The sequence below is a fragment of the uncultured Gemmiger sp. genome (assembly GCA_944388105.1).
Taxonomy (GTDB): domain Bacteria; phylum Bacillota; class Clostridia; order Oscillospirales; family Ruminococcaceae; genus Gemmiger.
In genome coordinates, this window is sequence record CALXHN010000159.1 from 1 (window position 1) to 2,791 (window position 2,791).

Genomic DNA, 2,791 nt, shown 5'->3' on the forward strand with positions numbered 1-2,791 from the left:
TCATTCTACCAGAGTTCTGCAAACCATGTCTTCTTTTATCCTCTTTTCAATTTGCGAAACTTATTGTACCTTATCACCGACCTGACCACGACGGCTCCCATCGTCTGGCATTTGAGCGCAACAAAAAGAAGATCTTCGCCACTCAGACGGTGTGCGGCATCTGCGGCAAGCCGGTGGACTTCTCCTACAAATACCCACACCCGCTGTCGCCCTGCATTGACCACATCATTCCCATTGCCAAGGGCGGGCACCCCAGCGATCTGAGCAACCTGCAGCTGGCGCACTGGTGCTGCAACCGGCAGAAGTCGGACAAGCTCTGCCCCCGGCGGGTGCAGGATGCTGAACCGGAGGTGGTCAGCGCCCGGGTGCTCCCGCAAAGCTGCGACTGGACTGCTTATCACGGCCGCTGACCAGCGCTCTTGTCCGCCACCTGCCATCCAAACAGAAAACCGCCCCGGCGGACCGATTTATTGCGCCGACAGGGGGGGACACCCCCCTCCCCGGTGGGCATTCGGACTTCACCGCCGTCACTGGGAATATTTCTCGCGCTCAAATTTACCTGACCCACCCAAACCCAGCCGAAAAGGAGGCTTTGCCCATGGCTCAATACCGCGGTATGGCGTACCTGCGGCGCAAGCTCGCCAATAAGCGGGTGCGCGTGAGGGTGCGCTACCGTTACTACGAGATGAAGAACGCCACCCGGGATTTTGACATCATCATCCCGCCGGAGTTCAAGAACTTCAGCGAGGTGCTGGGATGGTGCGGCAAGGCCGTGGACCAGATGGCCGACCGGCTGGTGTTCCGGGAGTTCGACAACGACAACTTCGACCTGAACGGCATCTACCGCCTGAACAATGCAGATATCCTCTTTGACTCTGCCATTCTGTCCGCCCTCATTGCGGCCTGCTGCTTTGTCTACATCTCGCCGGATGAGAGCGGCTTTCCCCGGCTGCAGGTCATCGACGGGGGCAACGCCACCGGCATCCTGGACCCCATCACCAACATGCTGACCGAAGGATATGCCGTCCTGGCCCGGGATGACCACGACCGCCCCACGCTGGAGGCCTGGTTTACGCAGGGCGAAACCTGGTATTACCCAAAAGGTGGCAAACCGTACAAGGTGACTAACCAGGCACCCTATCCGCTGCTGGTGCCCATCCTGCACCGCCCGGACGCCGTGCGGCCCTTTGGCCACAGCCGGATCAGTCGGGCGTGTATGGGCCTGATGCAGGGGGCGTTGCGCACCCTCAAGCGGTCGGAGATTTCCGCTGAGTTCTATTCCTTCCCCCAGAAGTACGTCCTGGGCACCGACCCCGACGCCGACCCCATGGACAAGTGGCTGGCCACCATCTCCAGCATGCTGCAGTTCACCAAGGACGAGGACGGGGACGCCCCTACGGTGGGGCAGTTCTCCCAGGTCAGCATGAGTCCCTTCACAGAGCAGCTGCGCACCTTTGCGGCGCTGTTTGCGGGGGAGACCGGCCTGACACTGGACGACCTGGGCTTTGTGACCGACAACCCTTCCAGTGCCGAGGCCATCAAGGCCAGCCACGAACCCCTGCGTCTGGCGGCCCGCAAGGCCCAGCGAACCTTCGGCACCGGTTTTCTCAACGCCGGGTTCCTGGCCGCCTGCGTGCGGGACAAATACCCTTACAAGCGGGAACAGCTCTACCAGACCCGGCCCACCTGGGACCCGGTGTTTGAACCGGATGCGGCTATGCTCTCGGGCATCGGCGACGCGGTGAGCAAAATCAACCAGGCGGTGCCCGGATACATCGGTCCATCCAACCTGCGGCAGATGACCGGCCTCACCGCCGACAATGCATAAGGAGCCACCGCCATGGAAGATATTGCCCCCGCGCTGCTGGAAACGCTCCGGCAGCGCTTTTTGCAGAATCTGGAAGGCAACGCCCGCGCAGCGGAGCTGCTGGAATCCATCCTGGCCGGAAAGTCCGGGTACGCGGAAGCAGGGGACTACGCCGAGGCGGTGGGACAGGCACTGGCCGGAGCCTTCTCCACCATCACCGGTGCCGATCTACCCGACGGGCGGATGTACTGGAACATTGCCGACCGGGTTGTGCGGCCGCTGCTGGAAGAGGATCACACCATGGTCAGCGATGCGGCGGTGCAGGTGCAAAGAGCGCTGAACCAGGCGGCGGGCCTGGGCCTGCAGCCCCAGACGGTGCCGGTGGACAGTGACAAGATCAACGGTATCCTGAACCGCCTGGATGCGTCTGCGGCATTTGAGGATGTGGCCTGGATCCTGGGCGACCCGGTGGTGACCTATTCCCGAAGCGTGGCGGATGCCACTCTGCGGGCCAATGTGGAGTTCCAGGGCAAGACCGGGCTGCAGCCCAAGGTGGTGCGCCGCGCCCCGTACAAGTGCTGCGAGTGGTGCAGTCGTATGGCCGGGAGCTACACCTATCCGGACGTGCCCCGGGATGTTTACCGCCGCCACCGGAAATGCCGCTGCGTGGTGGAATATGACCCCGGCAGCGGACGGCGGCAGAATGTTCATACAAAGCAATGGACAGAACCGGAAGAAGATGTTACAATCTTAGAAAGAAGGCTGCTCGGGCTGCGTGTCCAGGGCACTACGGTGCAACGAATCAGCGACCATGTCCGGCAGCGTATGACAGAACGAAGCGTACCTGTGGAATATATCCAGGACGCCATCGAAAACCCGCTGCAAGTAAATACGGCCAAGTATGACAAGGAGGGGCGGCCCTCCATTACCGTGGTGGGACGCCATGCAACACTGGCCATCAACCCGGAAACGGGCGTGATCGCC

General features: G+C 61.7%; 2 protein-coding genes and 1 pseudogene. All 3 read left to right on the forward strand.

Features of this window, described 5'->3' with window-relative positions; all coding sequences use genetic code 11:
- Positions 1 to 149 precede the first annotated feature (149 nt).
- Positions 150 to 410, forward strand: a complete 261-nt coding sequence (locus Q0K17_RS11065) for an HNH endonuclease signature motif containing protein (RefSeq protein ID WP_294542965.1) — start codon at positions 150 to 152, stop codon at positions 408 to 410.
- Positions 411 to 598: 188 nt separating this feature from the next.
- Positions 599 to 1,828 (forward strand): hypothetical protein, encoded by a 1,230-nt coding sequence (locus Q0K17_RS11070; protein ID WP_294542966.1) that lies wholly within the window; start codon positions 599 to 601, stop codon positions 1,826 to 1,828.
- 12 nt (positions 1,829 to 1,840) lie between these two features.
- A pseudogene (locus Q0K17_RS11075) lies at positions 1,841 to 2,791 on the forward strand (hypothetical protein); the annotation flags it as partial.

Excerpts from the sequence above, each read along its gene's own strand:
- Q0K17_RS11070 (WP_294542966.1), top strand. The coding sequence starts at position 599 with ATGGCTCAATACCGCGGTATGGCGTACCTGCGGCGCAAGCTCGCCAAT.